General features: G+C 74.5%; 21 protein-coding genes. 14 read left to right on the plus strand and 7 right to left on the minus strand.

What is annotated here, in order from left to right:
* The first annotated feature begins 45 nt into the window (after nucleotides 1–45).
* Nucleotides 46–2,202, plus strand: coding sequence for an OmpL47-type beta-barrel domain-containing protein (locus C593_RS0116445; protein WP_018848398.1), 2,157 nt, complete (start codon nucleotides 46–48; stop codon nucleotides 2,200–2,202).
* Nucleotides 2,203–2,313: 111 nt separating this feature from the next.
* On the opposite strand, the gene ligD is transcribed toward C593_RS0116445, so the two are convergent.
* Nucleotides 2,314–3,342 carry a non-homologous end-joining DNA ligase gene (ligD, locus tag C593_RS0116450; protein ID WP_018848399.1) on the minus strand — a complete coding sequence of 343 codons (1,029 nt, stop codon included), beginning with the start codon at nucleotides 3,340–3,342 and terminating at the stop codon, nucleotides 2,314–2,316.
* A gap of 51 nt (nucleotides 3,343–3,393) precedes the next feature.
* Between ligD and C593_RS0116455 the strand changes: the two genes are divergently transcribed.
* Entirely contained in the window at nucleotides 3,394–4,464 is a 1,071-nt protein-coding gene (locus tag C593_RS0116455; RefSeq protein WP_018848400.1) for an ATP-dependent DNA ligase, read from the plus strand.
* 284 nt (nucleotides 4,465–4,748) lie between these two features.
* Nucleotides 4,749–5,006, plus strand: coding sequence for a hypothetical protein (locus C593_RS0116465; RefSeq protein ID WP_018848401.1), 258 nt, complete (start codon nucleotides 4,749–4,751; stop codon nucleotides 5,004–5,006).
* 131 nt (nucleotides 5,007–5,137) lie between these two features.
* Here C593_RS0116465 and C593_RS0116470 read toward each other — a convergent pair whose 3' ends face one another.
* Complete coding sequence (locus tag C593_RS0116470; protein WP_018848402.1) at nucleotides 5,138–5,572, minus strand: YchJ family protein; 435 nt, start codon at nucleotides 5,570–5,572, stop codon at nucleotides 5,138–5,140.
* A gap of 52 nt (nucleotides 5,573–5,624) precedes the next feature.
* On the opposite strand from C593_RS0116470, the gene C593_RS0116475 reads away from it, so the two are divergent.
* Nucleotides 5,625–6,971, plus strand: coding sequence for a 6-phospho-beta-glucosidase (locus C593_RS0116475; protein ID WP_018848403.1), 1,347 nt, complete (start codon nucleotides 5,625–5,627; stop codon nucleotides 6,969–6,971).
* A 274-nt stretch (nucleotides 6,972–7,245) separates the two neighbouring features.
* Here the strand turns inward: C593_RS0116475 and C593_RS0116480 are convergent, their stop codons facing one another.
* Nucleotides 7,246–7,482: a DUF397 domain-containing protein gene (locus C593_RS0116480; protein ID WP_026277755.1), complete on the minus strand. Its 237-nt coding sequence runs from the start codon at nucleotides 7,480–7,482 to the stop codon at nucleotides 7,246–7,248.
* Nucleotides 7,483–8,343 (minus strand): Scr1 family TA system antitoxin-like transcriptional regulator, encoded by an 861-nt coding sequence (locus C593_RS0116485; RefSeq protein ID WP_018848405.1) that lies wholly within the window; start codon nucleotides 8,341–8,343, stop codon nucleotides 7,483–7,485.
* 127 nt (nucleotides 8,344–8,470) lie between these two features.
* Here C593_RS0116485 and C593_RS29895 point away from each other — a divergent pair, with 127 nt between their 5' ends.
* The 3 genes from C593_RS29895 to C593_RS0116500 all read left to right on the plus strand — a co-directional run bounded on the left by C593_RS29895 (nucleotide 8,471) and on the right by C593_RS0116500 (nucleotide 9,930).
* On the plus strand, nucleotides 8,471–8,965 hold the full coding sequence (locus C593_RS29895; protein ID WP_018848406.1) for an ATP-binding protein: 495 nt from the start codon (nucleotides 8,471–8,473) through the stop codon (nucleotides 8,963–8,965).
* A gap of 95 nt (nucleotides 8,966–9,060) precedes the next feature.
* Nucleotides 9,061–9,447 (plus strand): hypothetical protein, encoded by a 387-nt coding sequence (locus C593_RS29900; protein WP_037746118.1) that lies wholly within the window; start codon nucleotides 9,061–9,063, stop codon nucleotides 9,445–9,447.
* A 189-nt stretch (nucleotides 9,448–9,636) separates the two neighbouring features.
* Nucleotides 9,637–9,930 carry a hypothetical protein gene (locus C593_RS0116500; RefSeq protein ID WP_026277756.1) on the plus strand — a complete coding sequence of 98 codons (294 nt, stop codon included), beginning with the start codon at nucleotides 9,637–9,639 and terminating at the stop codon, nucleotides 9,928–9,930.
* 481 nt (nucleotides 9,931–10,411) lie between these two features.
* On the opposite strand, the gene C593_RS0116510 is transcribed toward C593_RS0116500, so the two are convergent.
* Nucleotides 10,412–11,329 (minus strand): MmyB family transcriptional regulator, encoded by a 918-nt coding sequence (locus tag C593_RS0116510; protein WP_018848410.1) that lies wholly within the window; start codon nucleotides 11,327–11,329, stop codon nucleotides 10,412–10,414.
* A gap of 255 nt (nucleotides 11,330–11,584) precedes the next feature.
* Between C593_RS0116510 and C593_RS0116515 the strand changes: the two genes are divergently transcribed.
* The 5 genes from C593_RS0116515 to C593_RS0116535 all read left to right on the plus strand — a co-directional run bounded on the left by C593_RS0116515 (nucleotide 11,585) and on the right by C593_RS0116535 (nucleotide 16,891).
* A complete protein-coding gene (locus C593_RS0116515) occupies nucleotides 11,585–12,217 on the plus strand; it encodes a helix-turn-helix domain-containing protein (protein WP_018848411.1) in 633 nt (210 codons plus the stop codon).
* A gap of 77 nt (nucleotides 12,218–12,294) precedes the next feature.
* Entirely contained in the window at nucleotides 12,295–12,825 is a 531-nt protein-coding gene (locus C593_RS0116520; RefSeq protein WP_026277757.1) for a hypothetical protein, read from the plus strand.
* A gap of 3 nt (nucleotides 12,826–12,828) precedes the next feature.
* Nucleotides 12,829–14,016 carry an MAB_1171c family putative transporter gene (locus C593_RS0116525; RefSeq protein WP_018848413.1) on the plus strand — a complete coding sequence of 396 codons (1,188 nt, stop codon included), beginning with the start codon at nucleotides 12,829–12,831 and terminating at the stop codon, nucleotides 14,014–14,016.
* The gene (locus C593_RS29905; protein ID WP_486591140.1) at nucleotides 14,013–15,581 is read left to right on the plus strand and encodes an FAD-dependent oxidoreductase; all 1,569 of its coding nucleotides are present in this window, start codon (nucleotides 14,013–14,015) and stop codon (nucleotides 15,579–15,581) included. Before C593_RS0116525 ends, C593_RS29905 begins: the two co-directional genes overlap by 4 nt.
* Before the next feature lie 32 nt (nucleotides 15,582–15,613).
* Nucleotides 15,614–16,891 carry an ROK family protein gene (locus C593_RS0116535; protein WP_018848415.1) on the plus strand — a complete coding sequence of 426 codons (1,278 nt, stop codon included), beginning with the start codon at nucleotides 15,614–15,616 and terminating at the stop codon, nucleotides 16,889–16,891.
* Nucleotides 16,892–17,325: 434 nt separating this feature from the next.
* Here the strand turns inward: C593_RS0116535 and xylA are convergent, their stop codons facing one another.
* A complete protein-coding gene (gene xylA, locus C593_RS0116540; protein ID WP_018848416.1) occupies nucleotides 17,326–18,498 on the minus strand; it encodes a xylose isomerase in 1,173 nt (390 codons plus the stop codon).
* A 180-nt stretch (nucleotides 18,499–18,678) separates the two neighbouring features.
* On the opposite strand from xylA, the gene xylB reads away from it, so the two are divergent.
* The gene (gene xylB / locus C593_RS0116545) at nucleotides 18,679–20,181 is read left to right on the plus strand and encodes a xylulokinase (protein ID WP_018848417.1); all 1,503 of its coding nucleotides are present in this window, start codon (nucleotides 18,679–18,681) and stop codon (nucleotides 20,179–20,181) included.
* Between the two features lie 402 nt (nucleotides 20,182–20,583).
* Here the strand turns inward: xylB and C593_RS33830 are convergent, their stop codons facing one another.
* Complete coding sequence (locus C593_RS33830; RefSeq protein WP_486591141.1) at nucleotides 20,584–21,318, minus strand: ATP-binding protein; 735 nt, start codon at nucleotides 21,316–21,318, stop codon at nucleotides 20,584–20,586.
* A 269-nt stretch (nucleotides 21,319–21,587) separates the two neighbouring features.
* On the opposite strand from C593_RS33830, the gene C593_RS29915 reads away from it, so the two are divergent.
* Nucleotides 21,588–24,821 carry a LuxR C-terminal-related transcriptional regulator gene (locus C593_RS29915; protein ID WP_051093709.1) on the plus strand — a complete coding sequence of 1,078 codons (3,234 nt, stop codon included), beginning with the start codon at nucleotides 21,588–21,590 and terminating at the stop codon, nucleotides 24,819–24,821.
* Nucleotides 24,822–25,054 lie beyond the last annotated feature (233 nt).

A 25,054-nucleotide genomic window follows, 5' to 3' on the forward strand; every position in this document is an offset into this window, starting at 1 on the left:
GGCAGGGCGGCGCGACTGTGGACGGCCCTGCTCGCCGCGGTGGCGATGGTGGTCGGCCTGACCTCGGCCACCGCGTACGGGAAGACGGACGACGACCGGCCGGCGGCGGCCGCCCAGGTGCTGACCTGGACGGCCGGCGACCCGATCGACCGGTACCTCACCTTCCCGACCACCGCGACGGCCGGCACGGCCACCATCGTCTTCGAGAACAGCACGGCCACCGGCAACACCACCGGCATGCCGCACACGCTGACCTTCGACACCTCCGACCCGGAGTACAACAACGACGTCCGGCTCAACATCCTGGCCAACCCGGGCGACGCCGAGGGCGGCAGGCACACCGCCGAGGTCACGCTCACCCCGGGCCGCTACCTCTTCAAGTGCACGATCCCCGGCCACGGCGCGATGCAGGGCATCCTGACGGTCACGGAGGGCGGCGGCGGTGACGACACCACTGCGCCCGAGACGACCGCGAGGGTCGACGGCGACCAGAACGCCGACGGCGCCTACGTCGGCCAGGCGACCGTGACCGTGGACGCCACCGACGAGGGCGGCTCGGGCGTCGGGAAGATCGAGTACGCCCTCGGCCCGGACGGGGACTGGCAGCCCTACACCGCCCCGGTCGTCGTCGACCGGGTCGGCACGCACAGCCTCCGCCACCGGGCGACCGACAAGGCGGGCAACACCTCCGCCGAGAAGAAGACCGACTTCGTGGTCGCCCCGCCGCCGACGGACGACACCACCCCGCCGGAGACCTCGGCGACCGTGACCGGCGAACAGGACGAGCAGGGCCGCTACCTGGGCATGGCCACCGTCACGGTGACCGCCTCGGACACCGGCTCGGGCGTCAACACCATCCAGTACGCGACCGGGGACGGCGCCTGGCGGGACTACACCGCGCCCGTGATGGTGCACGAGACCGGCGCGCACTCCGTCCGCTACAGGGCCACCGACAAGGCGGGCAACGCGGCGGCCGTGAAGGAGGCCGCGTTCGAGATCGTGGAGCCGCCGGCCGAGGACAAGGCGGCCCCGGTCACCGGGGTCTCGGTCACCGGAGCCAGGAACTCCGACGGCGCCTACGTCACCGGCGCCACCGTGACCGTCTCGGCCACCGACGCCGAGTCGGGCGTGGAGCGGATCGAGTACTCCCTCGACAGCGGCCCCTACCTCACGTACACCGCCCCGGTGATCGTGGACCGGGTCGGCTACCACACGGTGCTGTACCGGGCCACGGACAAGGCGGGCAACACCTCCGAGGCGAAGAAGGCCTCGTTCACCGTGGCCGAGGGCGGCGGGGTGCCCGCGCCCGGCTGCCCGGAGTTCGACGAGCGGACGACGGTGATCGTCGGCGAGGTCGACACCGGCGTCCCCAACCGGATGACCAACCGCCGCTGCACGGTCAACGAGCTGATCGAGGACGAGAAGGCGTGGTCGTCGCACGCGCTCTTCCTCAAGCACGTCGACTCGGTCCTCGACGGGCTGCTCACGGACGGTGTGATCGACGAGCGGGAGCACCGGAAGATCTACCGCGCGGCCAAGCAGTCGGGCATCGGCAAGCCGGGCCGGACCGAGGGTTACCGCGATCTGTTCGACGGCACCGCGAAGACGTTCGCCCAGTGGCAGCACGTGGGCGGCGGGCAGTTCGGGCTGAGCGCCGACGGCGCGATGACCAGCAGCACCACCGTCCCGGGCATGGGCATGCTGTGGTTCCCCCGGCAGCGCTACGGGAACTTCTCGCTGAAGCTCCAGTGGCGGGACGACGCCCCGGGCGGCGGCAACGCCAACGGCGGTGTCTTCGTGCGCTTCCCGTACGTCCACGACAACCCGGAGGAGTCCCGTCCGGAGTGGGTCGCCATCAAGTACGGCCATGAGGTGCAGATCCTCGACCGGCCGGACGGCGACATGTACAAGACGGGCTCGGTCTACGGCTTCGACCGGGTCGGTCTCGCGGGCGCCGGGGTGACCCCCAAGGGCACCTGGAACGACTACGAGATCCGGGTGGAGGGCCAGCACTACTCGGTCTTCCGCAACGGCAGGCTGATCAACGAGTTCGACAACACGGGCGGCCAGGTCTTCCAGCCGCCCCGGTCGGGCGACCCGGGCTCCGACGGCCGGCGCTACGCCGCCGGCTACATCGGCCTCCAGGTCCACGGGACCACCGATGTGATCTCGTACCGGAACATCCGGGTGAAGGAGCTCTGAGCCCCGCTCCCCCGGCACGGCGCGCGGCGGCCCGTCCCCCCTCCTGGCAGGGGGACGGGCCGTCGTTCGTTCGTTCGAGCGGGCGGGCGGGCGGCGCCGGCGCCATGAGCGCTATGGCTTCCCGTCGTCCGTCTTCCGCGCCCGGCTGGGCTGGACCCGCTTCGGCTCCCCGGGCATCTTCGGGTACTCGGGCGGATAGGGCAGGTCGCCCAGCCCATGGTCCGCCTCGTCCTTGCGGGCCAGTTCCAGCAGGGACTCCAGGCTGAAGCGATGGTCGTCCATGTCCGCGTGGACGTCGCCCGCCTCGGCGTAGCGCCCGGGCATGGTCCGGATGTCGAAGTCCTGCGGCCGGGCGTCGTCGACCTCCTCCCAGCGCAGCGGGGCCGAGACGGGCGCGTTCGCGCGGGGGCGGACGGAGTAGGCGGAGGCGATGGTGCGGTCGCGGGCGGTCTGGTTGTAGTCGAGGAAGATCCGCTCGCCGCGCTCCTCCTTCCACCACTTGATGGTGACCCGGTCCGGCATCCGGCGCTCCAGCTGCCGGCCGCAGGCGATGGCGGCGCGGCGGACCTGGGTGAAGGTCCACTTCGGCTCGATCGGGACGAAGACGTGCAGTCCGCGTCCGCCGGAGGTCTTGGGCCAGCCGCGCAGGCCCGACTCGTCGAGGACCTCGCGCAGGACATGGGCGGCGCGCACCGCGTCGGTGTAGTCGGTGCCGGGCTGCGGGTCGAGGTCGAGCCGCAGTTCGTCGGGGTGGTCGGTGTCCTCGCGGCGGACCGGCCAGGGGTGGAAGGTGACCGCGCCGAGGTTGGCGGCCCAGATCACGGCGGCCGGCTCGACCGGGCACATCTCGTCGGCGGAGCGGCCGGAGGGGAAGGTGATGTGCGCGGTGGGGATCCAGTCGGGGAGGTACTTCGGGACCCGCTTCTGGAAGAAGGACTCGCCGGTCACTCCGTCGGGGTAGCGCTCCAGGGTCGTCGGCCGGTCGCGCAGGGCCCGGGTGATGCCGTCGCCGACGGCGAGGTAGTAGCGGACCATGTCCAGCTTGGTGTAGCCCGGCCCGGGAAAGTAGACCTTGTCAGGGTTGGACACCCGGACGGTCCGCTCCCCCACTTCGAGTTCCACGGCGTCGGCTTTGGCCATGCCCGCAGCGTAGGCCGCGCCGAGCCGGGTCGCATACCGGACAATCGGCGCATGGATCTGCCCGTGATGCCCCCGGTGAAGCCGATGCTGGCGAAGTCCGTGAAGAAGATCCCGCCCGGGATGCAGTACGAGGCCAAGTGGGACGGCTTCCGTGCGATCGTGCACCGCGACGGGGACGAGGTCGTCCTTGGCTCGCGTACCGGCAAGCCGCTGACCAGGTACTTTCCCGAGCTGGTGGAGCTGGCGCGGGAGCAGCTGCCCGAGCGCTGCGTGCTGGACGGGGAGATCGTGATCGCGCACGAGGGGCGGCTGGACTTCGACCGGCTGACCGAGCGCATCCACCCCGCCGACTCCCGGGTCCGGATGCTGGCCGAGCGCACCCCGGCGTCCTTCGTCGCCTTCGACGTGCTGGCCCTCGGTGACGAGTCCCTGCTCGACGTCCCGCAGCGGGCGCGGCGGGAGCGTCTGACCGAGGTCCTGGCGAACGCCCGGCCGCCCCTCCACCTGGCGCCGGCCACCGAGGACGCGGCGCTGGCCGGGGAGTGGTTCGACCGTTACGAGGGGGCGGGGCTGGACGGGATCGTGGCGAAGCCGCTGGATCTGCCGTACCGTCCGGACGCCCGGCTGATGTACAAGATCAAGCACGAGCGGACGGCGGACGTGGTGGTCGCCGGGTACCGCTTCCACAAGAGCGGCCCGGTCCTGGGCTCGCTGCTGCTGGGGCTGTACGACGGCTCGGGGGTCCTTCAGCACGTCGGGGTGTGCGCCGCGTTCCCGATGCGGCGGCGCGAGGAGCTGATCGGGGAGCTGGAGCCGCTGCGGCTCGACGACGTGTCCGCGCACCCGTGGGGGCGCTGGGCGGAGGAGGCGGCTCACGAGTCCTCCCGGATGCCGGGGGCGCCGAGCCGGTGGTCGGGCAAGAAGGACCTGTCGTGGGTGCCGCTGCGGCCGGAGCGGGTGCTGGAGGTGGCGTACGACCACATGGAGGGGGACCGGTTCCGGCACACCGCGCAGTTCCGCCGCTGGCGTCCGGACCGCGAGCCGGCGAGCTGCACCTACGCGCAGCTGGAGGAGCCGGTCCGGTACGACCTGGCCGAGGTGCTGGCGCCGCCGGAGCGGTGAGCGCTGCCGAGGCGGCAACTCGCCTGCAGAAAAGGGGCGTTGACGGGCGGGAGCGGCGGCGGCGCGGGCGCGGTGCGCCGTGACCGGGGTCACTCCGCGCGGACCACGATCGATTGGGGTGCGTCGGCGGCGTTCGCATAAAGTGTGTCGGCGGTGCCGCCGGTGACGGGGGCCGCGCAGAACACACTCCCGCCACGGAACCCGGCAGGTCGTCCGGTGGTCCTGGAGGGAGGGGGCCGACCGACCGACGGTCCCCGCCGCAGAAAGCAGAGAAGGACTACAGAGTGACCGCCTCCGATCTCGTCCCGGTCCCCATTCCCGACCGGGTCGCCGTGCTCATCGGCTCCTGCATGCCTCCGCACGTCCTGAACGCCGAGATCGAGGCCGAGTGCGCCGCGCGCGAGGTCGGCCGGTTCCGGGGGCCGCTGTGCACCGAGGACCGGGCCGACCGCGAGTACGCGCTCTCCGCGCTGGCCCGTGCGAACAAGGTCCTCGCCGCCTGGAACCCCGGGCTGACCGTGCGCCCGGGCCGGGGCTGGTGAAGCGCGGGCAGCCCGGGCGGCAGCGGTAACGGAGGCCGTCCCCCGCATCGGGGGCGGCCTCTTCGCATGCCTTCACATGCCCTACGTGCCTTCGCCCGCCTGCCCGCCTTCGCCCGCCCGGTGGGCCCTGCTCAGTCGACGAAGGTGCCGTCGACGTACACCCACGCACCGTTCTCCCGGCCGAACTCGCTGCGTTCGTGGAGTTCACCGCGCTTTCCGTGGTGCCGGTAGCGGGCCCGGAAGGTGACCGTGCCATGGGTGTGGAAGGCGCTGCCGTCGGCCGTGTCGGTGATCTCCAGGCCCAGCCAGCGCATGCCCTCGTCCAGGTCGAGATGGCGGGGCCGGGTCGAGGAGTGCCAGGTCCGCAGCAGGTAGCCGGCGTCCTGGGCCACGAAGGCGCTGTAGCGGGAGCGCATCAGCAGCTCGGCGGTGGGCGCGGACAGCCCGCCCGCGTGGAAGCGCCCGCAGCACTCTCCATAGGGGGCGGAGAGACCGCACGGGCAGGGCGACTCGGCGGTGAGGGCGGGGGCGTCGGTGCGCCCGGGGCGTCTGATGCGTGGTGCCATGGGTCCATCTTCCCGCGCCGCAGGCGCGCCATCACCCCGTACGGTGGCGGACATGAAGCTCACGATTCTCGGCGGCGGCGGTTTCCGGGTCCCCCTGGTGTACGGGGCGCTGCTGGCGGACCGGGCGGAGGGCCGGATCACCGAGGTGGCCCTGCACGACGTGGACGCGGACCGGCTGACCGCGGTGACCCGGGTGCTGGCGGAGCAGGCGGCCGGGCATCCGGACGCCCCGCGGGTGACGGCCGGCCGGGACCTGGCGGGGGCGGTGCGCGGCGCGGACTTCGTGTTCTCCGCGATCCGGGTCGGTGGCCTGGCGGGGCGGGCGGCGGACGAGCGGATCGCGCTGGCGGAGGGCGTCCTCGGGCAGGAGACGGTCGGCGCGGGCGGGATCGCGTACGGGCTGCGGACGGTGCCGGTCGCCATGGAGATCGCCCGGCGGGTCGCGGAACTGGCCCCGGACGCCTGGGTCATCAACTTCACCAACCCGGCCGGGCTGGTGACCGAGGCGATGAGCCGGGTGCTGGGCGACCGGGTGATCGGCATCTGCGACTCCCCCGTCGGGCTGGCGCGGCGGGTGGCGCGGGCGGCGGGCGCCGACCCGGCCACGGCCCGGGTCGACTACGCGGGGCTCAACCACCTCGGCTGGGTGCGCGCGGTCCACGCGGACGGGCGGGACCTGCTGCCCGGGCTGCTCGCGGACCCGGCCGCGCTGGAGTCCTTCGAGGAGGGCCGGCTCTTCGGCGCGCAGTGGCTCCGCGTCCTGGGCGCGATCCCCAACGAGTATCTGCACTACTACTACTTCAACCGGGAGACGGTGGCCGCATACCGGGCGGCGGACCAGACCCGCGGCGGCTTCCTCCTCGACCAGCAGGCCGGCTTCTACCGCCGCGCACTGCGCCCCGGCCCCGGCGCGCTGGACGCCTGGCGGGGCACCCTGGCCGAACGCGAGGCCACCTATATGGCCGCCAACCGGGAGGCCGCCGGCGCCGGTGAGCGGACCGGGGATGACCTGGAGTCCGGCGGCTACGAGAAGGTCGCCCTCGCCCTGATGCGCGCGGTCGCCCGCGACGAGCGCGCCACGCTGATCCTGGACGTCCGCAACCGGGGCGCCCTCCCCGGACTGGACGCCGACGCGGTGGTCGAGCTGCCGTGCCTGGTCGACGCGAACGGTGCCCGTCCGCTCGCCGCGGACCCGCTGCCGGACCACGCGGCGGGCCTGGTGACGGCGGTGAAGGCGGTGGAACGCGCGGTCCTGGATGCGGCGGACGGCGCTTCGCTCTCCGCGGCGGTGAAGGCGTTCGCGCTGCACCCGCTGGTGGACTCGGTCACCGTCGCCCGGCGGCTGGTGGACGCCTACCGGGCGGCGCATCCGGGGCTGGCGTATCTGACGGGCAACTGAGCGCCCGCCCGGACCGGATGTGCGCGGGGGCGGTGGTCCGTTCCGGGGAACGGACCACCGCCCGGTGGGCGGAGTGCGTCAACGCCCTCCGCTTTACTATGCGTTGATCGTGCGCGTACACTGAGCACCGGTCACAGGGGTTCCTGTGACCACACCTGTCACCTGCGTGACGCGACCGCGCCGAGCCGCCCCAAGGGCATGACGGACGCGTGTGCGTCAGCTCGTGAGCCGGCGGTGACGTGCTCCCTGATCCTGCTTCCCCCGCGGCAGCAGCTCAGCTCACCAGGAAGTCCGCCTTGCCGGACTTCGCCCCCTGGATGAACGCGGCGATCTCGTGGTGGGTGTAGATGAGCGCGGGCCCGTCCGGGTCGGCGGACTGCCTGACGGCCACGCGCCCGTCGGCGAGCTTCATGGTCTCGACGCAGTTGCCCCCGTTTCCGCCGCTCCAGGGTTTGTGCCAGCCGTCCTCGCCCAGCTCCGCGGCGGGCATTCCGTTGTATATATGGGTCATTCACCCCTCCTTGCGGAGATCGTTGAGGATCTCCTTCGTCCGTTGGGCCGTGGCGGCCTGCGCGGCCATGCGGTCCATCACCTCCAGGTGCGTGGCGACCTCGGGGCGCGCGTCCAGGTAGACGGCACCGGTCAGGTACTCGCTGTAGACCATGTCCGGGAGTTCGGGGACCGAGAACCGGAACAGCACGAACGGGCCGTACGTGCCGGGGTGGTGTCCGCTGGCGAACTCCGCGATCTGGAGGGTGACATGGGGCAGCCGCATGCTGTCGAGCAGCCGCTCGGCCTGGGCCCGCATCACCCCGGGACCGCCCACCGGTCGGCGGAGGACGGTCTCGTCCATGATCACCCAGAGCCTGGGGGCGTCGGGGCGGGTGAGGAGGGCCTGGCGCTCCATCCGCAGGGCGACATGCCGCTCCACGTCGTCCGGGTCGGTGTGCCCGATGGCCCCGCCGTACATGATCGCCCGCGCGTAGTCCTCGGTCTGGAGCAGACCGGGGACGAACTGGGGTTCATACGCACGGATGAGGCTCGCGGCCCCCTCCAGACTGACGTACATGCTGAACCAGCCCGGCAGCACGTCGTGGAAGCGCTGCCACCAGCCGGGCTTGTTGGCCTCCTCGGCCAGCTCCACGAAGCCGCGGGCCTCGTCCTCCGCGATGCCGTAGGCGCCGAGGAGCAGTTGGACGTAGGGGATCTTGAGCGCGACCTCGGCCGTCTCCATCCTGCGGATGGTGCCGGGTGCGACCCGCAGGACCTTCGCCGCCTCCTCGCGCTTCATCCCCGCGCGTTCGCGCAGGTCCTGAAGGCGACGCCCGAGGACCACCTGACCCACCGTGGGGGCGGACCGGGGTTCGCTCACTGGATTCCTCCCCACACGCGCTCTGCTGCGAGCAGTGTGCCATGGCCGCGCAACGATGAATATCTCCACTCTGGATTTTTCAGAGTGGGCCTTGTCAAGGTGACTGGTGCAGCGGGAGACTAGTCGTGTGAACCGTGACGCGCTCACCACCCCCCTCCTGGACGCGAGTCCTGACCCCGACGCCTCCCGGTACGGCTTCGAGGTGCCCGCGCGCGTCGAATCCGTGTCCCGGGCCAGACGGCTGGTGAGCGACCGGCTCGACCTGTGGTGCCTCGGCGGTGACACCCGAGACACGGCCCTCCTCGTCGTCTCCGAGCTGGTGACCAACGCGGTGGTGCACACCGGCGGCCGCCTTGTCTCCGTCCAACTCCACCTGGTCGCAGCCCACTTGCGCGTGACCGTCCAGGACCAGGGCGCCGGTGCGAGCGGGCCACGGGTCTGCCACGGCATCGAGGAGGAACGCGGGCGCGGGCTGCTGCTCGTCGAGGCGGTCAGCAGCGCCTGGGGCACCTGCGACCGGGAGCACGGTGCGGGGCGGGCGGTGTGGGCCGAACTGCCCCTGGGCCCAACGGTTTCCGACCCCCTGGGCACGGGTGTGCTCGAAGCGGAATGGCCGTGCTGAGGCACCTCGCCGCACTGTTCGCCCCCGGCCGCGACGGCCACCGCTCCGGCCGCCCGCCCCACCCCTCGGTACGGCCCTGGGCGCAGCCCGCGCCCGTGCGCCGTTACGAGCGGACAGAGCCCCGCCTCACCCGGCTCGACCTCCCGAACACCCTGGTCGCCAACCTCGGTTGCGACGCCGTCGGCGTCCCCGCGCGCTACGGCATGCGGCTGCTCGGGCGACTCCCGCCCGGCGGCTGCGTCTTCGCGGACAGCGACTGGTGGTGGTGGATCGTCCCCGCCGAGTCCGACCTCGGCCTGCTGTGGCCGCTGCCCGCCCACTACGCGCCGGGCGCCCGGGTGCCGGCGGTCGCCCCCCGGCTGATCCGCTCCCCCGAGGGCGACAGCCCCTACACCCCGCCGATCCCGCTCTACCTGATGGCCTGCCAGCTGACCGGAACACTGCCCCGCTGGCCGGTCGGCGCCTCCGGCCCGGCGCACTGATCCGCGCACCCGGTCCGGTCCGGCGGCGATCCGCCCGGGCCCGTTTCCGGGCGGTGGTCGTTTCTCGATGATGATCGTTTCGGGGCGGTGATCGCTTCCGCCCGAGGCCCGTTCCCGGGCGGTGATCGTTTCTGGACGGTGATCCCTTCGGGCGGGACGCGCCGGGCACCGGCCGGATAGGCTTTCGGCATGTCAGAAGCGAATGCGGGTCCCGGACGCGAGGGGCTTACGCCGCGCCAGGCGCGCCACGTCCGGACAGCCCTCTCGGCGGCCATCATGATCGCCGTCGGCGCGGTCCTGGTCCTCCGGCTCGGGAGCACCCACTCGGTGCTCACCCTCGGCTTCTACGGAATGGCCCTGATCCTCTCGGGCACCGCGCTGGTCCTCAGCCGGGCCGGACGCACCCGCTGGGCGACCCTGGTCCTCGGCATCGGCGTGGCCGTGGCGGTGGTCGCGGAGTGGGCCGTCGCCGCGATGCGCTGACACCACGACGCGCGGAGGCGTCAACGCGCCTGCCGGCGCCGGGCGACGCCCGCCGCTGCCCCGAACGCGTTGCTGTACCGGGTCACGACCGTGCAGGACCTCACGACCGCCGGCACGTACATCGAGATGACCTCACGCCTCCTCGAACCCGCGCTCCTCGCCCTCGCCGTCCTCGCGGTCCGAGGGCGCATCAAACGCTGACCGCACAGGGGCCCGTGGGAGACGACGAAAGCCCCGCTCCCCGGGGCGGACTCCGGGGAGCGGGGCTTCATGTACGGCTCGCGGAGATCACAGGACGGTCCCGGCTGCGGTGAGGACGAGGAGTGCGAGGTCGGTGAGGGGGCAGTCGGCGGCGCGCCGCAGGAGCAGGTACGTGCGGACGGAGATGCGGGACGAGGCGCGGATGCTTACGACGCCGTGCCGCCCCGGGTCCGGTCCGACCTGAAAGGGCCTTGGCGGCGGCCCCGGACCGGACCCGGGGTCAGCCGCCGGAGACGGCCCTGAGATGTGCCTTTCCGTGGCGCACACCCGGAGCGGCGCTCCGGTTCTCGCGGAGGACGAAGGTGATGCGGGTGCAGCCGCTCTCCTGGAGGCGGGCCGGGGTCTCGTCCACGATCCGGCAGTCCGTGCGGCCCCAGCGGGGGTCCGGGTGGAACACCGGGCGCACGGCGCCGTCGTGGTGGATGCCGTCCGCGCCCACCGCGCTCACCCAGAGCGGGAGTCCGCAGCGGTAGGCGGCGTCCATGATCGGGTCGAGGGCGATGTCGTCGCGGACGGCCATCAGCCGCTCGTCGCCCTCCTCCTGGCCCTCGGCCTCCAGCGCGGCCGCGAGCTGGGCCATCAGCGGCAGGCACCAGCTCGTCTCGTGCTCGGCGAGCACCACCGGGGCGTCGGGGTGGAAGAGCACGAAGCGGAGGAAGTTCTGCTGGGGCATGGCCGAGGGGTGGGGGCCGACCCCGCGGAAGAGGTGGTCGTAGGCCGGGTTCGTGTGCAGGACGTCCCAGCGGCGGTCGAACAGCACCGAGGGCAGCGGCACGGCGTCCATCAGGGCGGCGTAATCCCGCAGGTAGGCGCGCGTAGCAGGGTCCGCGTGAGTGGCCGGTCCGGCGGGCGCCTGGGGCAGCGCCGGCCCCTCGGGAGCGGCCGAAGGGGTGGGTCGTGCCGGGTGTGCGGGAGTGCGCGGGGGGACCGGGCCGGAAGGGCGGACGGGCACGGGCCGGCGGGCCGGGGCGGACGGCGGGATCGGGCCGGAGGGCCGCAGCGGAGCGTTCCACGAGGCGGTGGAGCGCTCGGCGGAGAGCCGGCGCAGCCGCTTGCCACGGGCGACGGCACGCGCGGCACCGACCAGGCCCAGGGGCCCCTGAGCCCCTGTGACATCGACGCCGGCCTCGTTCGCCATCGAGAACGCCACCTTTCCGAGCTTCTCGAAGTCCTGCCAAGTCCCGCTCTGGCAGCCCCCTTTGGATCATCCTTGTTCCACCGTGATCCTGCTACCGCTCGTACGGTGGTGTCAACTATCGTGGCATTCGGCCGCGATGAGCGTCACGTTCACGCCACAACTGTGGCAGGGCCTGGCTGCAATCGCTCGAAACGGTTAATCTCCCGGCAGCCCGTTGAGTGCGGGGCAGCCCCGCATGATCTAGGAGACCCACTGGTGACGGACGGCTTCTCGGTTCCGGCTCCGACATCGGGCGGCCAGCTCGCCGCCACCGTCGCCCGGATCGCCGACCTCGCGGACAAGCTCGGAATCAGCCACGTCGAGGTCTTCGACGTGGACCTGCTCTCCGAGGCCTCGGGCGTACCCGCGGACGTGGTCCGCGAGTTGCTCGACGGCAGGCAGGCCGGCGAGCCCGACCTCCAGGCGCGCTTCCTCCAGCGGTTCGACCTGCTGCGCAGGACCCGGCTCAAGCCCAACGGCCGGCGCTACACCCAGCAGGAGATAGCCGACGGAGCGGGCATGTCGCGCCAGCAGGCGGGTGCGCTGATCAACGGTGACCGCCGCCCCACCATGGAGCACTGCGCGGCGATCCAGCGCTTCTTCCAGGTCCACGCGGGCTTCCTCACGGCCGACGACACGGACGCCCTCGACGGCGCCCTTCGCCGCACCGAGCAGGGGCTGCTTCAGGACTTCGCCGGGGAAAGCGACCCACTGGAGCGCCTGTTGCAGGACCATGGGGTACGTGGCATCGCCTGGCGGGCAGCCCAACTGCCCACGGACAAGCACCGGGACAAGGTCACCGAGTGGCTGGACCTGCTCCTGGAGAGCACCAAGCCGACCGACGGCTGACATCCGGACAGGCGGGATTCCGACGCGTCCCGGCAGGCACGCGCGGGGAGAGGAGTGCGGTGAGCATCGGCAAGGACATGCGCCGGCTGTGCGGCGAACTGGTCGCCGGGATCGACCTCCCCGCGCCCGCCGAGCCCGCCGACCTGTACCAGGCGCTGTGCGACGGCATGAGCCGCCGCCGCGGCCGCCCGGTGCGCTACCGGATGGCGTCCTTCCCCCCGGGCACGGCCAGCGGGCTGTGGCTGGACATGGCCGAACAGGACCTCGTCGTCATCGAGGAACGCACCGCCCCCTACCACCAGCTGGTCATTCTCGGCCACGAGCTGTGGCACATGAAGGCGGGCCACTGCGGCCACCACGTCGAGGGAGCCGCGGTCGCCGCCCGAATGCTGTCGGACGAGGCCGACCTCCGGGCCACCGTGCTCAAGGTCGCGGCCCGCTCGCGTTCGGACGCGGCCGAGGAGCGCGAGGCGGAGAGCTTCGGTCTGCTTTTGGGCAGCAAGTGCCGTGCCTGGCTGGCCGGTTCGACCGGGCGCGGTCCCGTCCGGCGCGACGGCCTGGCCGGCCGTATCGGCGCGTCGCTGGGATACCGCGGGCCACAGGGCTGATGCGTGGACGGTTCCGACTACTACATTCCGGCCGCCGCCCTCGCCGTCGCACTGGCGTTCAAGCTGCCGGGTATGGTGCGCGACTGGCGTGACCCGCTGCTGCGCTCGGTCTGCGCCCTGCTGGTCCTCGGCGCCTGCACCTTCTTCTTCGCCGCGCCGCCGACCATCGGCGAGGTCAACCGGATCACCGGCGTCCCCAACATCTCGGCCCCGCTGGTCTACTGCATCCTCTCGGCGTTCAGCGCATCCTGTCTGATCCTGCTGGTCAACTGGCGCGGCGGGCCGCCCGAGGAGACCCGCCGGGAGTCCCTGCGCTGGATCGCCGGCTACAGCGCGGTCGTGGTCGCCCTGATCGCGCTGTTCCTGCTCGGTGACGCCCCGGTGGAGCGGCTGCGGGACCTGGACACCTACTACGCGAACACGCCGTACATGCGCGAGATGATCGTGCTGTACCTGATCGCGCACAGCGTGGCCGCGGTCGCCATGACCGTGCTCTGCTGGAGCTGGTCGACCCGGGTGCACGGCTGGCTGCGCGGCGGGCTGACCGTCATCGTCTGCGGCTCCCTCTTCAACCTCGCCTACGGCGTGACCAAGTTCGCCGCCGTGTTCGCCCGCTGGGCCGGGGTCGACTGGGACGGGCTCAGCAGCGTCCTCGCCCCGCCCCTGGCCTCGGTCGGGGCGCTGCTCAGCGCCATCGGCTTCATCCTGCCGCTGGTGGGCCAGCGCCTGTCCGACCACTGGCACGCCTGGCGGACGTACCGGCGGCTGGGTCCGCTCTGGCGGGAACTGCGCGCCGCCGCGCCCCCCGGCACCCCCACGGTCCGCATCTCCTTCTTCTCCCCCGCCGAACTTCGCGTCACCCAGCGCGAGTCGGACATCCACGACCGGCTGCTGCAACTGGACCCGTACTTCGACCGGGAGCTGCGCGCCACCGTGTACGAGGAGTCCCTCGCCGCGGGCGCAGACGGCCACCAGGCCCGTGCGGCCGGCGACGCGGCGATGGTCGCGGGCGCCCTACGGGCCCGCGCGGCCGATCCCGACGGGGAGATCATCAGCTCGGCGCAGACATACACGACCGAGGCAGCCGAGGGGCCGCGCGACCTGGTGCGCATCTCCCTCGCGCTGCGACAGTCCCCCGTCGTCGCGGCGGCGCGCACGCGTGCCGTCAGGTCGGAGAGCGGCACCCCATGAACGATCCCGTGAGCGGCCCTGTGAGTGATCCTGTGAGAACCGGTCGGAGCGCCCCGCGCTCCGCCGTGGTCGTCGGCGGCGGCCTGGCCGGCATGCTGGCCGCCGCCGTCCTCGCCCGGTACGCCGGCGAGGTGACCGTCGTCGACCGCGACGTCCTGCCCGACGGGCCGCGCGCCCGCCGCAGTCTTCCCCAGGCGCACCACGCCCATCTGCTGTGGAGCGGCGGCGCGCGGGCGATCGAGTCCCTGCTGCCTGGCACCACGGACCGCTGGCTCGCCGCGGGGGCGCGGCGCATCCCGCTGCCGACCGGCCTGGTCTCGATGTCGGCCCTCGGCTGGTTCCGGCGCTGGCCGGAGATGCAGTTCCTGATCGCGTGCAGCCGGGACCTGCTGGACTGGGTGGTCCGCGAGCAGGTTCTCGCCCTGCCGAACGTCCGTCTCCTCGAGCGCACCGAACTCCTCGGCCTCGACGGCGACGCGCACCGGGTGCACGGCGTGCGGGTGCGCTGCGACGAGCACGGTGAACGCCCGCTGGCGGCGGACCTGGTGGTGGACGCGAGCGGGCGCGGCTCCCGGGCGCCGGAGTGGCTGAGCGCTCTCGGCCTCGGCAGGGTGGACGAGGAGGAGGTCGACTCGGGCCTCGCCTACGCCAGCCGGATCTTCCTCGCGCCGAAGGGCGCGGAGGACTTCCCCGTGGTGAACGTGCAGGCCGACGCGCGCGAGCCGCGGCCGGGCCGGACGGCGACCATCGTGCCCCTGGAGGGCGGGCGCTGGCTGGTGACCCTCTCCGGCACCCGCGGCGGCCGGCCGACCGGTGCGGCCGAGGAGTTCGAGGACTTCGCCCGCTCGGTGCGGCACCCGGTCGTCGGTGAGCTGATCTCCCTGCGGGAGCCGCTGACCGAGGTCGTGGTCAACCGGAGCACGATCAACCGGCGGCGCTTCTTCGAGAAGGCGGACCGCTGGCCGGAGGGCTTCGTCGCGATCGGCGACGCGGTCGCCACCTACAACCCCGTGTACGGGCACGGCATGTCGGTGGCCGCGCAGGGGGTCGTCGCACTGCGCACCGAGCTGGAACGCCACGGGATCGGCGCCCCGGGGCTCGCCCGGCGGGTGCAGCGGGCCGTCGCCCGCCCGGTCTCCATGGCCTGGGACCTGGCCACCGGGCAGGACATCCTCTACCCGGGGGCCAAGGGGAAGGCGCCCGGGCGGGGTTCGGAGCTGCTGCGCCGCTATGTGGACCGGCTGATGCTGACGGCGACCGGCCGGCCGATCGTGATGAAGGCGCTCTTCGACGTGATGACCCTGTCCGCCCCGCTCGCCTCCCTGGCCCGGCCGGAGATCGCGCTGGCCGTCCTGCGCGGCCCCCGGCAGGCGCAGCTGCCCGGCCCGCCGCTCACCGACGGGGAGCGTCGGATCGCCAGGGAACCGGCGTCCTGGGAACCGCCGGCGGACACCGTTCCCGACCGGACGGACGACGCGGCGGCCCCCGGGGACGCGGCGGACCTCGGGGACGCGGCGCACCACGGGGACGCCGCCGCCCGGGAGACGGATCGGGCGGGCGCGTAGCACGGCGCGGCGCGGCATAGGCTCGGAACACGATGAACGGGAACGACGCAGGCGGCGGGCGCGGGGCACTGCCGCCGCTGGAACCGAAGGCGGACCGCGAGACGGTGCGGCGGCACAACCTGAGCCTGGTACTGCGCACGGTCCGCGACGCGGGCGAGGTGACCCGGGCCGGGGTCTCGGCCCGGGTGGGGCTCACCCGGGCCGCCGTCTCCTCCCTGGTCGAACAGCTGCTGGAGAGCGGCTTCCTGACCGAGTCCGGCAAGACCTTCAGCGGCCAGGCCGGCCGCCCGGGCACGGTGCTGAAGGTCGCCCGCACCGGGGTCGCCGGGCTGGGCGTGGAGATCAACGTCGACTATGTCTCGGTGTGCGTGGTGGACCTCGCGGGCACCGACCGGGTCCGGCTGGTCGAGCATCTCGACAACCGCGGGACCGACCCGGCGCTGGTCTTCGCCCACGCCGCCCGGACGGCCGCGCGGGCCCTCGCCTCGGCCGCCGAGCAGGAGCTGACCCCGGTCGGGGCGGCGCTTGCGCTGCCCGGCCTGGTCGCCTCCGGCACGGTGCGCCAGGCGCCCAACCTGGGCTGGACGGCGGTCGAGGCGGAGGCCACGTTCGCCGACGCCCTTGCCGCGCTGCGCCCCGGCCGGGCGCCGCTGCGGGTCCGCTCGGAGAACGAGGCGAACCTCGCGGCCCTGGCCGAACTGTGGTTCGGCGGCCTGGGCGCGGCCCGCACCTTCCTGTACCTCACGGGCGAGATCGGGGTGGGCGGCGCGCTGGTCCTCGGCGGTGAACTGCTCCGCGGCGCGAACGGGTTCGCGGGCGAGATCGGCCATGTGACCGTCTCCGACGACGGGCCCCTGTGCCGCTGCGGCTCGCGCGGCTGCCTGGAGCAGTACGCGGGGCAGACCGCGCTGCTGCGCGCGGCCGGGGTCGACGAGCGGTCCGGCGCGAGCGGTGTCACGGAGTTGGAGCACCGGGCCGCGGCGGGCGACCCGGGGGCGCGGGCGGCCCTCACGGACGCGGGGCGGGCGCTCGGCCGGGTGCTGGCGGGCGCGGTGAACCTCTTCGACCCGGACGCGGTCGTCCTCGGCGGCATCTACCGGCCCCTGCTGCCCTGGCTGGCGCCCCCGGTGGGCGAGGAGCTGACGAGACGGGTGGTGTCGGGGCTGTGGTCCGCGGACGGGGAGCGCCTGCGCCCGTCCTCCCCGGCGGCGGACGCAGTCCGGGGCGCGGCGGCCCTGGTCCTCCGCGACGTACTGGCGGACCCGGTCGCCTACGCCCGGCCCTCGGCCGCCGGAGCGGCCGGGGTCTGACACGGGGCCCGGACCGGGGCCCCGACCGGGCCGGATCGTGTGCGGGACGGCGCGGGGCCGGCGGGCTCGGGTGCGTACCCGGACCGGGCGGGCTCGGGTGCATGCCCGGGCCGGGCGGGCTCGGGTGCATGCCCGGGCCGGGCGGGCTCGGGTGGGTGCCCCCACCGGGCGGGATCCCCGCAGGGCGGGCGAGCACGCGGCACGCGGCCCGGTCCGGCGCGAGGCCGGGCCCGGAGCATGGCCCGGTCGGGCGCGCGGCCCGGTCCGGCGCACGGCCGGTTTTCCGGGGCAAGCGGCGCCCGGTCCGGGGCCGGGTCAGGCGCGCGGCCGCACACGCACACGATGCGCGGCCTGCTCCGGCACGCGGCCCGGTCCGGCACGTGGCCCGGTCCAGAGCAAGCGGCGCCCGCTCCGGCGCAAGCGGCGGGGTCGGGTCAGGCGCGGGCGCCGAGGAGGTGGTCCAGCGCGAGCTGGTCCAGCCGTTCGAAGGCCATCCCGCGCGCCGCCGCCGCGTCCGCGTCGAAGTCCTCGAACGCCCCCCGGTCCGCGAGGAGTCCGGGGAGTCCGTCCTCGGCGGTGGGCCGCGCCAGCTCGTCGAGGCGGGCCGCGCGCAGCGCCTCGGTGACTTCCGGGTCGGCCCGGAAGGCGGCCGCGCGCTCCCTGAGGATCAGGTAGTTGCGCATACAGCCCGCCGCGGACTCCCAGACCCCCGCCGCGTCCTCGGTGCGCGGCGGCTTGAAGTCGAAGTGGCGCGGGCCCTCGTACCCCGCCGTCTCCAGCAGGTCGACCAGCCAGAACGCGGACCGCAGATCACCGGCGCCGAAGCGCAGGTCCTGGTCGTACTTGATGCCGCTCTGGCCGTTGAGGTCGATGTGGAAGAGCTTGCCGGCCCACAGCGCCTGGGCGATGGAATGCGGGAAGTTGAGGCCCGCCATCTGCTCGTGGCCGACCTCCGGGTTCACCCCGTACAGCTCGGGCCGCTCCAGGCGTTCGATGAAGGCGAGGGCGTGGCCCACGGTGGGCAGCAGGATGTCGCCGCGCGGCTCGTTGGGCTTGGGCTCGATGGCGAAGCGGAGCGCGTAGCCCTGCTCGGTGACGTACTCGCCGAGCAGGTCGAACGCCTCCTTCATCCGGTCCAGGGCCAGGCGCACGTCCTTGGCGGCCCCCGACTCGGCCCCTTCCCGGCCGCCCCAGGCGACATAGGTCCGCGCGCCCAGTTCGGCGGCGAGGTCGATGGCGCGGAGGGTCTTGCGGAGCGCGTACCGGCGGACGTCGCGGTCGTTCGCGGTGAAGCCGCCGTCCTTGAAGACGGGGTGGGTGAAGAGGTTGGTGGTCGCCATCGGCACCACGAGCCCGGTCTCGTCGAGGGCCCGCCGGAAGCGCTTGATGTGCGCGTCGCGTGCGGCCTCGTCCGCGCCGAAGGGGATCAGGTCGTCGTCGTGGAAGGTGACGCCGTACGCGCCCAGCCCGGCGAGGTGACGGACCGATTCGGCCGGGTCCAGCGGAGGCCGGGTGGCGTCGCCGAAGGGGTCGCGACCCTGCCAGCCGACGGTCCACAGACCGAAGCTGAACCTGTCGTCGGGGGTGGGACTGAAGCGTTCCGTCATGACCGTGTCCGCCCTAGACCTCGATTTTGTTTTCTTGCATTACTAATGATGCACACCGAGGACCAGTGACAGAAGAGGCCCGACGTCTGTTCGCCCCGGTGACCGTGGCGTAATTTGTTCTCGACCCTGCCGAATATCGGCCCGCTCGGTGGGCCGTGCCCCGGAGCGAAAGGCGGAGCCATGCCGACGAACCCGGTCGTCATCGGGGTGGACAGTTCGACGCAGTCCACGAAGGCGGCGTTCACGGACGCCGTCACCGGCCGTCTGCTCGCCGTGGGCCGCGCCCCGCACCGGGTCCGTGGCGAGGGCGGGGCGCGCGAGAGCGACCCGGAGACCTGGTGGGCGGCCCTGCGGGAGGCCGTCGCCGGGGGCCTGCGGGAGCTGGCCGCGGCGGGCGCGGGCGCGGCGGACGTCGTCGGGATCGCGGTCGCCGGACAGCAGCACGGCCTGGTGGTCCTCGACGGCAGGGGCGCCCCGTTGCGGCCCGCGCTGCTGTGGAACGACACGCGCTCCGCGCCGCAGGCCGCCGCCCTCACCGAGGCACTGGGCGGCCCGGCCGCGTGGACGGCGCGGACGGGGTCGGTACCGGTCGCCTCCATGACCGCGGCCAAGTGGCAGTGGCTGCGGGAGAACGACCCGGCCGCGGCCGAGGCGGCGGCCGCCGTACGCCTCCCGCACGACTTCCTGACCGAACGCCTCGCGGGGGTGGCCGCCACGGACCCCGGGGACGCGTCCGGGACCTGCTGGTACTCGACGGCCGAGGGCGCCTGGGACGCCGGCTTGCTCGATCTCACCGGTCTGGACGCGCGGCTGCTGCCGGCCGTGGCGGAGACCGGCGGCACCCGGGTCGGCTCCCTCACCCCGGCCGCGGCGGCGGAGCTGGGGCTGCCGGACACGGTGGCCGTGGCGGCGGGCACCGGGGACAACATGGCCGCGGCGGTGGGGCTCGGGCTCGGCGGGGCGGGCCTGCTGGACCACCCGGCGCTCAGCCTCGGCACCTCGGGCACGGTCTTCGCGGCGACCCGCACCCGGCCCGCCTCGCCCGCGCTGGCGGGGTTCGCGGCGGCCGACGGCACATACCTCCCGCTGGCCTGCACGCTCAACTGCACGCAGGCCGTGGACAAGGTCGCCGCCCTGCTGGGCCTGGGCCGGGAGGCGGCCGAGGCGGGCGGTGAGCTGGTGGTCCTGCCGTACCTCGACGGCGAACGCACCCCGGATCTGCCGGGGGCCGCGGGCCTGCTCACGGGCCTGCGGCACACGACGACCCGCCAGCAGATCCTGGGCGCGGCGTACGAGGGCGCGGTGGTGACGGTGCTGCGCGCGCTCGACGAGGTCCTGCACGCCTGCGGCGAGGACCCGGGCGGGGCGGAGGCGGCCGGACGGCCGCTGCGGCTGGTCGGCGGGGGCGCTCGGGGCCGTCACTGGGTGGAGACGGTCCGCCGCCTCTCGGGCCGCCCGCTGATCCTCCCGTCGACCACGGAACTCGTGGCCCTGGGCGCGGCGGCGCTGGCGGCCTCGGCCGCGACCGGCGAGGACGCGGTGGGGCTGGCGGCAGGCTGGGGCGACAGCGGCCACGGGGGTCCGGGCGGGGCTACGGAACTGCCCGCCGTCCCGAGGGACACGGCGGCGTGGGACCGGATCTCCTCGGTCCTGGAACGGGCGACGGGGACGCTGCTGGGGTGAGGGCACGCGCGCGGGGCCCGGCGGGGGTTCCACCGCCGCCGGCCGGGCCCATGCCCTCGTGGTCGAACGGGTGCGCCACCCGGTCGGTCACGAGGGTGCGCGGTCGGCCCTCCACCCCGCACCGGCGCGGTCACGCGCGGTGCCGCACGGCTCACCCCGTGCGGCGCGCCGCACGCACCGGCACCGGTCGGGGCGAAGGCTCTCGGTCGCGCCGACCCCGGGGCAGGGCACGGACGCGGGGGCCCGACGGCCCCGGGCGGGGCGTCCGCCCGCGCCGGGTGCCGGGATCCGGCACGGGGCGCGGCCGAAGCCGCGTCACTCCGTGCCGAAGGTGCCGGGCGGGCTGTCACGGGACAGGGCCGCACGCGGGCCCCGGCGGGACCGGGGCCTTCGGGGCCGCCGTCACGGGCGCATTCCCAGGTCCAGATCCATGTCCATGTCCATGTCCCGGTCGAGCTCCTCCAGCTCCAGTTCCGCCTCCACGTCGACGTCCGCCAGGCCCTCGAACTCGTCGAGGGAGAGGTCGTCGTCCGTCTCCAGCGTCTCCGCCATCTCCAGGTCCAGGTCGGGATCGAGGGCGGGGTCGAGCCCCAGGTCCGGATCGACCGGGCCGTCGTCCTCGGGATCGTCCGCAACCGCCGTCGCGGAGGAGTACCCCGAGCGGAACGCGCCCGCGGACCGGCCGGGGCGGAGGGGGATCTCGGCGAGGACCACGCTGCCCGTGTCGGTGCGGTGCGCGACTGTGCGGTACGCGTACGCGTCGACCAGGCGGAGGCCCCTGCCGCAGGGCACATTGGCGTCCAGGGGCTCCTGGCGCCGGTCCGGACGGTCCTTCCAGCATCCGCCGTCCATGACCTCGACCGTCACGGAGTCCTCCCGGACGGTGATCACGGTGGAGACCCAGGAGCTGCCGCTGTGCATGACCACGTTCGTCACCAGTTCGGTGACGATCACCGACAACGCCTCGTCCAGGTGGTCGGACAGTCGCCACCGGCGTGCGACCGCCCGGGCGAGGCGCCGTAGTCTCCGCGCGGCCTCCGGCGAGGCGGGCATCGCGCAGTGGGCCAGGCCCCTGAGACCCGAGGCTGGACCCGCCCGTTCCCGGGCCGGGTCCGAGGCACGTTCTATGGCAATCACTTGGGCTCCTGTTCGATCGGGCGTGGTCGCCTCGACCAAGGTCCAGCGGCCGGGAGGCGGGGTACGTCCCGCCGAGGGCCTGTTCTGTGGATCCTGCCCGGCTCACTGATCCGGCCCGACCCACAGCACAGGCCGGCCGTCGACAGCCATGCAGATCTTCTGCGGCAGCTCAACATTGCTGTCCGCGCCGTATCGCTTCAATCAGGGACACTGAAACCCGTATACGTAAAGAATCGAAATGCCCCGGAACCTCCCAGGAGAGTGATTCGGTGGACACGGTGAGTGATGCCGAAGGAGACCGCTGGCTGTCCCAGGTCCTCACGTGGGACACCCCCGGCGCCGTCGGCGCGGACGAGGCGTACCCCGCCGACGAGGCCGCGCTGCTGCTCGTCGAGGGCGCGGCGGGCACGGGACGGTCGCGGCTGGCGCGGCGGCTGCTGGCGGCGGCCGAGGCGGCGGGCGCGCGGACGGTGACCGTGATGTGCACGCCGTTCGGCGCGTCGGTCACCGCCGGACCCGCGCCCGGCCCGCGGGCCGCCCTGCCGACCGGGCGCGGGCCGCAGGGCGGCGGGGCGGCGGCCGGGGGCCGCCCCCCGGCGCCCGGGGGCGGTGCCTCCGCCCGGACCGGCTCCCCCGCCCGCTCCGTACCGGCCGCGGCCGGTACGGGCGACGGTCAGGGCGTCCGCGCCACGGTGCCGGACCGGGGTGCCGGCGGGGCGGGAGCCCGGCCCGTGTCCGCCGCCACCGGCACGGGCCCGGCGCCCTCGCCTCCGGCCCCGCCCGGGTCCACCGACCCCGGCACGCCCGCGCCCCCCGGTCGAGGCGACGCCGCCCCGGCCACCGGGACCACAACCCCCTCCCCGGGCGCCCGGCCCGCCCCCTCCGAGGGCTGGGACGAAGCCCCCGCCGGGACCCGCGAGCCGCACCCCTCGTCCTCCCCTCTCGCCGCGGACGTCCCGCCGCCGCTCACCGGTGCCGCCCTGCGCGACGCCCTCGCCGCGCGGCTCGCCGACGCCCGGGAGAGCCGGGCGGGCGGCGGCGGGACGGACACCGCGCTCCTCGTCGTCGAGGACGTGCACCTCGCCGACCGTCCCGCGCTGGATCTGCTGCGCCGGCTGCTCGCCGGCCCGCCCGCCCGGCTCGCCGTGGTCCTGACCTACCGCCCCGAGGAACTCCGCGAGCCCGGGCTCGTCCTGGGCCGGGGGGCCGCCCTGCCCGCCGGGCTCTCGGTCCGGCGGCTGCGGCTCGCGCCGTTCGACGCCGGGCAGGTGCGCGCTCTCGTCGAGGAGGGACTGGGTCCCGACTGCGGCCCGGCCGACCTCTTCACCCGCATCGCCCACGGCTCCGGCGGCGTCCCGCAGATCGTCGTCGATCTGGCGCGGCTGCTGCGCGAGACCGGCGAGCACCGGGAGCGGTACACGGCCCGGGACCTGGAAGCGGTCGGCGTCCCGCCGCGGCTGGCGCAGCTGGCCCTCGCCCGTACGGCCGGCCTGTCCGAGCGGGTCCGCCCGGTCGCGTGGGCGGCGGCGGTGCTGGGCGAGCCCGTGGAGGCCGAGGAGCTGACGGCGGTCGCCGGGCTGAGCGGCGAGTGGGGCACCCGGGCCCTGGTGTCGGCGCTGCGCACGGGCGTGCTGACGGAGGACGCGTCCGGCCGGTACGGGTTCTTCGTGCCGCTGGCCGCGACGGCGGTGTACGACGAGGTGCCCGGACCGGTGCGGCGGCAGCTGCACCGCAGTGCCGCGCACGTCCTCGGCCACCGGCGTCCGGTGCCGTGGCCGGCCCTCGCCCGGCACCGGCGGCACGGTGGCGAGGTGCGCGGCTGGCTCCACGCGGTGGAGCAGGCCGCCCGGGAGAGCGCCGCGGCCGGGGATCACCAGGCGGCGGTCGACCTGCTGGAACAGACCCTGTCCCGGCCGACCGTCCCGCTGAGCGCCCGGGCCCGGCTCGCGCCGCTGCTGGCGCACAGTGCGGTGCTCGGGCTGCGTTCGGAGCAGACGGTGACCGTGCTGCGGCAGATCCTCGACGAGCAGTCCCTGCCCGCCGCCGTGCGCGGCCAGATCCGGCTGGACCTCGGGCTGCTGCTGTGCAACCAGGCCGTGGCCGGGGTGCAGGGTTGGCTGGAGCTCCAGCGGGCCGTGGAGGAGCTCCAGGAGAGGCCGGTGATGGCCGCGCGGGCCATGGCGGCGCTCGCCATGCCGCTGCTGTCGACCGTGCCGCTGGAGCGCAACCTCCACTGGCTGGAGCGCGCGGAGAAGGCGGGCGCGGACAGCGGCGACGAGGAGGCGCGCACGGCCGTGGCCGCCAACCGGGTCGGCACGCTGATGTACGTGGGCGATCCGGCGGCCTGGCAGGCGCTGGAGGCCCTGCCGCGACACACCACCGACCCGACGTACCAGCAGCATGTGGCGCGTGGGCTGTGCAACGCGGCGGACGGCGCGCTGTGGCTGGGCGAGCTGGGACCGGCCCGCGAACTCCTCGCCGAAGGGCTTGAGTTGGCGACCCGCAGCGGTGCCGCCTATGTGGAGGAGGGTGCGCGCGGCACGCGTCTGCTGCTGGACTGGGCCGAGGGCGCCTGGGCCGATCTGCCGTCCCGGGCGCGGGCGTTCACCTCCGAGGCGGAGACCATGCCGGGCATGGCGGTGGACGGCCGGATCGTCCTCGGCATGCTCGCCCTCTCCAAGGGCGAGTGGGAGCAGGCGACGGCCTGGCTCACGGGCGAGGGCCCGCGCGACGCGAACGGCTCCGCCGTCCCCCACCTGGCCGCCGCCTCCGGCGCGCTGATCCGGATGGCCCTGGTCCGCGACGACATCGAGTCCGCCGTCAGCGAGGCGTCCGGTGCCTGGGACCGGGTGCGGGACAAGGGCGTATGGGTGTGGGCGGCGGAACTCGCGCCGTGGGCCGTGGAGGCGGCCCTGCGCGCGGGCCGGCACGCCACGGCGCGGAACATGACCGGCGAGTACGCGGCCGGGCTGGAGGGCCGCCAGGCCCCGGCCTCCGACGCGGCGCTGCTGTGGTGCCGGGCCCTGCTCGCCGAGGCGGAGGGCGAGCACACGCGGGCCGCCGGGCTGTTCCGTGAGTCGGCCCTCGTCTACGCGGGGCTGCCCCGCCCGTACGCGGTCGTCCTGGCCACGGAGGGAGCGGCCCGGTGCCTGCTCGCCGCGGGCGGGGACACCGGGACGGCGGTGGCCCAACTGACCTCCTGCGTCGAGGGGTTGACCGAGCTGGGCGCGGTCTGGGACGCGGCCCGCGTGCGTGCCCTGCTCCGCGCCCACCAGCCGGCCGCCGAGAGCCACCGCCCGCGCGGGCGCCCCGGCTACGGGGACCGGCTGTCGCCGCGCGAGCAGGAGGTGGCGGACCTGGCGGCGACCGGCCTCACCAACAAGGAGATCGCCGCCACGCTGCATCTCTCGCCGCGCACGGTGGAGCAGCATGTCGCCCGGGCGCGGCGGAAGATGGAGTCGCAGTCGGGGCAGACGCTGCCGCGCGGTCGGGGCCGCCGGTAGTCCCCCAACTGGGCAGAGCCGCAGTCGCGTTGGACCAGCCGGTGCCCGGATTTGTTTGCGTATCCGTAAACGCGGAGCACGGATAGGCAGGTGCGGCCCGGGGCCCCTACCGTCCTGCCGGTGCCCGGAGCTCCGGCCCCGGCGGCCACCGTGCCGGACCCCCCACACCGACGGCGGCACGGCCGCCCTCCGCCACTCCGGCGGCGCGGCGGTACGGCCGCGCGGGGGCCGGT

It is taken from the genome of Streptomyces sp. CNT372 (genome assembly GCF_000377145.1).

Coding starts and splice junctions, on each gene's coding strand:
- C593_RS0116475 (WP_018848403.1), top strand. CDS start 5,625: ATGAAGCTCACGATTCTCGGCGGCGGCGGTTTCCGGGTCCCCCTGGTG.
- C593_RS0116520 (WP_026277757.1), top strand. CDS start 12,295: ATGCGCCGGCTGTGCGGCGAACTGGTCGCCGGGATCGACCTCCCCGCG.
- C593_RS0116480 (WP_026277755.1), bottom strand. CDS start 7,482: ATGACCCATATATACAACGGAATGCCCGCCGCGGAGCTGGGCGAGGAC.
- C593_RS0116510 (WP_018848410.1), bottom strand. CDS start 11,329: ATGGCGAACGAGGCCGGCGTCGATGTCACAGGGGCTCAGGGGCCCCTG.
- xylA (WP_018848416.1), bottom strand. CDS start 18,498: ATGACGGAACGCTTCAGTCCCACCCCCGACGACAGGTTCAGCTTCGGT.
- C593_RS0116455 (WP_018848400.1), top strand. CDS start 3,394: ATGGATCTGCCCGTGATGCCCCCGGTGAAGCCGATGCTGGCGAAGTCC.
- C593_RS29905 (WP_486591140.1), top strand. CDS start 14,013: ATGAACGATCCCGTGAGCGGCCCTGTGAGTGATCCTGTGAGAACCGGT.
- ligD (WP_018848399.1), bottom strand. CDS start 3,342: ATGGCCAAAGCCGACGCCGTGGAACTCGAAGTGGGGGAGCGGACCGTC.
- C593_RS0116470 (WP_018848402.1), bottom strand. CDS start 5,572: ATGGCACCACGCATCAGACGCCCCGGGCGCACCGACGCCCCCGCCCTC.
- C593_RS0116535 (WP_018848415.1), top strand. CDS start 15,614: ATGAACGGGAACGACGCAGGCGGCGGGCGCGGGGCACTGCCGCCGCTG.
- xylB (WP_018848417.1), top strand. CDS start 18,679: ATGCCGACGAACCCGGTCGTCATCGGGGTGGACAGTTCGACGCAGTCC.
- C593_RS0116500 (WP_026277756.1), top strand. CDS start 9,637: ATGTCAGAAGCGAATGCGGGTCCCGGACGCGAGGGGCTTACGCCGCGC.
- C593_RS0116445 (WP_018848398.1), top strand. CDS start 46: ATGGTGGTCGGCCTGACCTCGGCCACCGCGTACGGGAAGACGGACGAC.